The organism is Halorubrum aquaticum, from assembly GCF_900113615.1.
Lineage (GTDB): Archaea > Halobacteriota > Halobacteria > Halobacteriales > Haloferacaceae > Halorubrum > Halorubrum aquaticum.
Window position 1 is genome coordinate 1 of sequence record NZ_FOPZ01000037.1, and the last position, 4489, is coordinate 4489.

5 protein-coding genes are annotated in these 4489 nt (G+C 69.0%); 1 reads left to right on the forward strand and 4 read right to left on the reverse strand.

Translation table 11 applies throughout. The features are described from left to right. From F3H10_RS16410 to F3H10_RS15785, 3 genes are all read right to left on the reverse strand, one after another. A partial coding sequence (locus tag F3H10_RS16410) for a hypothetical protein (RefSeq protein ID WP_223174346.1) occupies positions 1-210 on the reverse strand: 210 nt, incomplete at its 3' end. Between the two features lie 339 nt (positions 211-549). Continuing rightward, positions 550-993 carry a DUF7313 family protein gene (locus tag F3H10_RS15780; RefSeq protein ID WP_149785713.1) on the reverse strand — a complete coding sequence of 148 codons (444 nt, stop codon included), beginning with the start codon at positions 991-993 and terminating at the stop codon, positions 550-552. Positions 994-1007: 14 nt separating this feature from the next. Next, the gene (locus tag F3H10_RS15785; protein ID WP_149785714.1) at positions 1008-1796 is read right to left on the reverse strand and encodes an NAD(+)/NADH kinase; all 789 of its coding nucleotides are present in this window, start codon (positions 1794-1796) and stop codon (positions 1008-1010) included. A 137-nt stretch (positions 1797-1933) separates the two neighbouring features. On the opposite strand from F3H10_RS15785, the gene F3H10_RS15790 reads away from it, so the two are divergent. Further along, positions 1934-3244 carry a M28 family peptidase gene (locus F3H10_RS15790; RefSeq protein WP_149785715.1) on the forward strand — a complete coding sequence of 437 codons (1311 nt, stop codon included), beginning with the start codon at positions 1934-1936 and terminating at the stop codon, positions 3242-3244. 45 nt (positions 3245-3289) lie between these two features. On the opposite strand, the gene F3H10_RS15795 is transcribed toward F3H10_RS15790, so the two are convergent. Continuing rightward, positions 3290-3937, reverse strand: a complete 648-nt coding sequence (locus F3H10_RS15795) for a DUF420 domain-containing protein (RefSeq protein ID WP_149785716.1) — start codon at positions 3935-3937, stop codon at positions 3290-3292. Positions 3938-4489: the final 552 nt, after the last annotated feature.

Consider the following 4489-nt stretch of genomic DNA (forward strand, 5'->3'; position numbering starts at 1 on the left):
TCGTTGCTGGCGGAGTGAACACCGCCAAAGCCCCAGCCACGAGGACTCGCGCGGCTCGTTGTGCTCCTCGTCGCTCACTTTGTTCGCTCCTGCGGTGCTTACTTCGCCGGGCTTCGTCCTCGTGGCAGCGAGGCGCTCCGCGCCTCTGGCAGCCGGCGGCTCCGCCGCCGGCGACTGCCCCTTTGAATCCCACCCGAACCGCAACCGCACCTCACACCTCCCCAGCCTCGCGACTCCCTTTCGGTCGTCGCGTCCCTCGCGGGCTCCTCGTGCCCCGCTGGGGCACTCGGAGGCACGCCACCGCTCCGGCGATCGCTCGTTCCTTCGCCTGTATTGACCACGGGAAGTCCATCAAAACGGCAGGTCCGGATATCGTTCCGACTCGCTCACGCGGTCGACTCCGAGGTCTCGGGATCACTCGAGGTGAATGCCACGAACCGGTCTCTCACGGTCAGAAGTGACGCTCGAGCCGCATCGAGCGGGAGGATCGGTCCGCGTGTGGTTCCTCGTCCGTGTACGGGACGGCGCTGCGAGAAGGAGGCCGTTCTCTCAGGCGACGATCGCCTGGTTCCAGAACCCTTCGACGAGGAAGAACAGCGAGTAGTACGAGGCGTACAGCAACACGAGCCCTGAGGTGACGATCGCGCTCTTGGGCGCTTCGACGGTCATGTCGTTACGGGCCTCGACGTTGCGGGCCTCGAACTCGAACACGTCCGCGATCATCATCGTCACGACGAGGAACGAGAGGATGGTCCCGCCGGTCGGCGCGTGAACCGCGAACAGGAAGCTCAAAAGCGCGAGTCCGAAGTTCGTGAACACGTGCGGACCGTACTGTTCGACGGCGTCCCCTTCCTTCGCCTGTTCGACGTGTCGCCGGTGTCCGAGGTGTCGGGTCGCCAGGTTCGCGACCGCCATCACGAGGATCGCGTACGGCAACGCCGGCCCGACGGCCGACAGCCAGCCGAACGGAACGAGGAACTGCAGTGGATCCATACCGATCCTTCCGTTCACGAGTTATTAGAACCTTTCCGATCAGCGCTCGGTTTCGGCCGGTGGGGACGGGGCAATCGAAGCGTTTCGACCCGGTCGACGACCTCGATCCGGACCGGTCGCCCGGGGGTCACGGTCCCCCGACGGTCGCCGTCGACGACGATCGAGACGGTCTCGGCGTCGCGTCGGACGGAGACGGCCGTACCGTCGGGGACGACCCACGTGTCGCTCCGGGTCGTGAACGGCGCGATCGGGACGACCGCGATCCCGCTTCCGGCCTCGAGAAGCGGCCCGCCCGCGGCGGCGGCGTACCCGTCGCTCCCGAGCGGCGTCGCGACGACGACGCCGTCCGCTCGGAACGCGGCCTCCCGATCGACGGCGAGATCGACCGCGTACTCCGAGATGCGTGCCGGCTCGTCGGTGACGAATCCGACGTCGAAGACGGCGCGATGGACCGTGTCTCCGCCGAGATCGACGGAGAGAACGGGGTGTCCGACGCGGCGTGTCTCCCCGCCGAAGAGCCCGCGGATCGCGTCCCGGAGGTCCGCCGGATCGACCGCGTGTCGTCCCTCTCGGACGGGGAGGACGGGTGCGTCGACGCGCTCGGGCGGGACGGAACCGACGTGGTCCGCGGATGCGGAATCGACCAGGGCGTCCCGGATCGCCTCGTCGCCCACGGCGACGATCGCGTCCGAGGCGGCGGGCTCGTCCGTCCGCCCGCCGGCCGCGCGGACGGCACGCTCCGCGCGGTCGGCGAGGGACTCGTCCGCGCCGACGACGGCGACGCGAGACACCGGATCTCCCATACGGGAGGGCTCCGCGCGGCACGATGGAAAAACCCCCGATTCCGATCGGAACCGTCCGGGTGCCACACCACGTCGGCCGACGGGGCGGGTTCTCCGCTTCCCGAATCCTCAAGCGGCGGCGCTCGCATGGGTGACTCATGACATCGTGGATCGGAGAGACGTTCACGAGCGACGCGGGATGGACGCACCTCGAGACGCTCGTCGACATCGGGAACCGGATGGCGGGAAGCGACGGTGAGCGCCGCGCCGCCGAGGAGACACGCGACGCGCTGGATGCGGTCGGAGCGCGCGACGCGCGACTGGAGTCCTTCGACATCCAGGGGTGGGAACGCGGGTCGTCCGCGGTCCACGCCGGTGACACGACCCAGGACAGCATCGCGCTTCCGCGGAGCCCGTCCGGCGAGGTCACGGGCGAGTTGGTCGACCTGGGGTACGGCCTCCCGGAGGACTTCGAGCGGGCCGACATCGAGGGGAAGGTCGTGATGGCCGCCTCGAACGTCCCCGACTACTACGACCGGTTCATCCACCGCCGGGAGAAGTACTACTACGCCGTCGAGGGCGGCGCGGCCGCCTTCGTCTTCCGGAACCACGTCGAGGGGTGTCTCCCGCCGACAGGGAGCGTCGGGACCGCGGACGCTCCGATCGGCGAGGTTCCCGCCGTGGGCGTCTCGAAGGAGGTCGGCTCGCGGCTCTCTCGACGCTTCGACGGGGAAGACGTGACGGTCGAGGTCGACGCCGACGCCGGCGACGCGACCAGCTACAACGTCCACGCCGACCTCGGTCCGGACACCGAGGAGGCCGTCCTGGTGACGAGCCACGTCGACGCCCACGACATCGCCGAGGGCGCGGGCGACAACGGCGCGGGGACCGCTATCGTCCTCGAGGTCGCGAAGGCGCTCGCCGCGCGGGAGGACGAACTCGACACGCGGGTCCACTGTCTGGTGTACGGGGCAGAGGAGGTCGGGCTGGTGGGATCGAGCCACGACGCGGCCGAGCGCGACCACGACGCGATCAAGGCGATCGTGAACAACGACGGGGTGGGTCGCGGCCGGACGCTGAAGTTCTTCACGCACGGCTTCGACGACCTCGACGACGCCGCGGAGGCCGTCGCCGACCGCTTCGACCACCCCGCCGGCACCGTCCCGCGACTCGGCCCCCACAGCGACCACTGGCCGTACGTCCAGTGGGGCGTTCCGGGCTACCACGTGATGAGCGAGACCGGCGACGAGGGCCGCGGCTGGGGCCACACCTTCGCGGACACGCTCGACAAACTCGAGGTCCGGAACCTGCGCGAGCAGGCGATCCTGCTGACGGAACTGGTCGTCGACCTCGCGGACGACGAAACCGAGATCGATCGGCGCGAGCCGGCGGAGATCGCGGAGCAACTGGAATCGGAGGACCTCGCGGCGGGAATGAAAGTCATCGGCGACTGGCCGTACGAAGGATAGCCGCCCGGACGAACCTCGTCGGTGTCGGATCCGGCGTTCCGATCGTCAGATGCCGGGAACGAGCGGGAGGAGGAGGCTCGCGGTCTCGGTCGCCGTCTCGGCGGCCTCGAACGTCGAGTCGTACACGTGGTTCAGCAGTAGGTACGTGACCACGCCGAGCACCAACGAGAGGAGCCACGCGCTCGCGGCGATCCGGCCGACCCGCGCGTGGGGGACCTCGTTTCGGAGTTCGCGTTCGGAGTGCGTGAGCCCGAGCAGCAGCGCGTAGAGGACGACCGGCACGGAGACGATCGAGAGCAGGATGTGGACCGCGAGCATGAGGAGGTACGCGTAGTAGGCCGGGTCGGGGCCGACGAAGTATTTCGTCCCGCCGCCGGCGACCTTCGGGAGGTACATCCCGAGGAAGACGAGGATGAGGACGAACGAGGTCGTCATCGCGGCGGCGTGTCTCTTCACCTCGCCGTTGCGGATCCAGTACCACCCGAGCGAGAGCGTGGCGATCGTGACCGTGTTGACCGCGGCGATCGCGTGAGCGAGCAGGTCGACCGTCTCGCGGGTGAGGTCCGGGAACAGCGCCTGGAACCCCGGCACGAGAAAGACGCCGCCGACGGCACCGTAGCCGACGACCGTGAGGAGCACGGTGAGCGCGCCCGCCCGGTCCTTGAGGCGGGTGCGCACGCTGGAGGCTGACATGTAGCGGAACTCGGGTCGGGACGCTAATCCGTCTTCGGGTTCGGGCCGGGATCGTGCGGGAGATGTCGGATCCGGCCGCGGCGCGGAGGTCGGTTCGCCGGGGTCGATTGGGGGTTCTCACGGGCCATCATCGGAGTGAGACCCGGCTTTCGAAACGCGTTCGATTCGTGCCGATCCACACGGAGCAACTGAAAGAACGTATCGCTTGTAAGACGGTTGTTTCATTGATGATCGAGGTGAGGAGAAGGGAGTCGTTGCTGGCGCGATGACCATTCCCGAAGCCCCAGTCGCGAGGACTCGGGGGCCTCGCTGTGGTCTTCGTCGCTCACTATGTTCGCTCCTGCGGTCCTTGCTTCGGCCGCCGTCGCCCTCGCGACAGCGAGGCGCTCCGCGCCTCTGGCAGCCGGCGGCGAAGCCGCCGGCGACTGCCCCTTTGAGTCCCATCCCTCACAGCGCCGCACCTCACGCCTCCCCAGCCTCGCCGCTCCCTTCGGTCGCGGCGTCCCTCGCGGGCTCCTCGCGCCCTCCGGGCGCTCGCAGGCGCGCCACCGC

Excerpts from the sequence above, each read along its gene's own strand:
- F3H10_RS15780 (WP_149785713.1), bottom strand. The coding sequence starts at position 993 with ATGGATCCACTGCAGTTCCTCGTTCCGTTCGGCTGGCTGTCGGCCGTC.
- F3H10_RS15785 (WP_149785714.1), bottom strand. The coding sequence starts at position 1,796 with ATGGGAGATCCGGTGTCTCGCGTCGCCGTCGTCGGCGCGGACGAGTCC.
- F3H10_RS15790 (WP_149785715.1), top strand. The coding sequence starts at position 1,934 with ATGACATCGTGGATCGGAGAGACGTTCACGAGCGACGCGGGATGGACG.
- F3H10_RS15795 (WP_149785716.1), bottom strand. The coding sequence starts at position 3,937 with ATGTCAGCCTCCAGCGTGCGCACCCGCCTCAAGGACCGGGCGGGCGCG.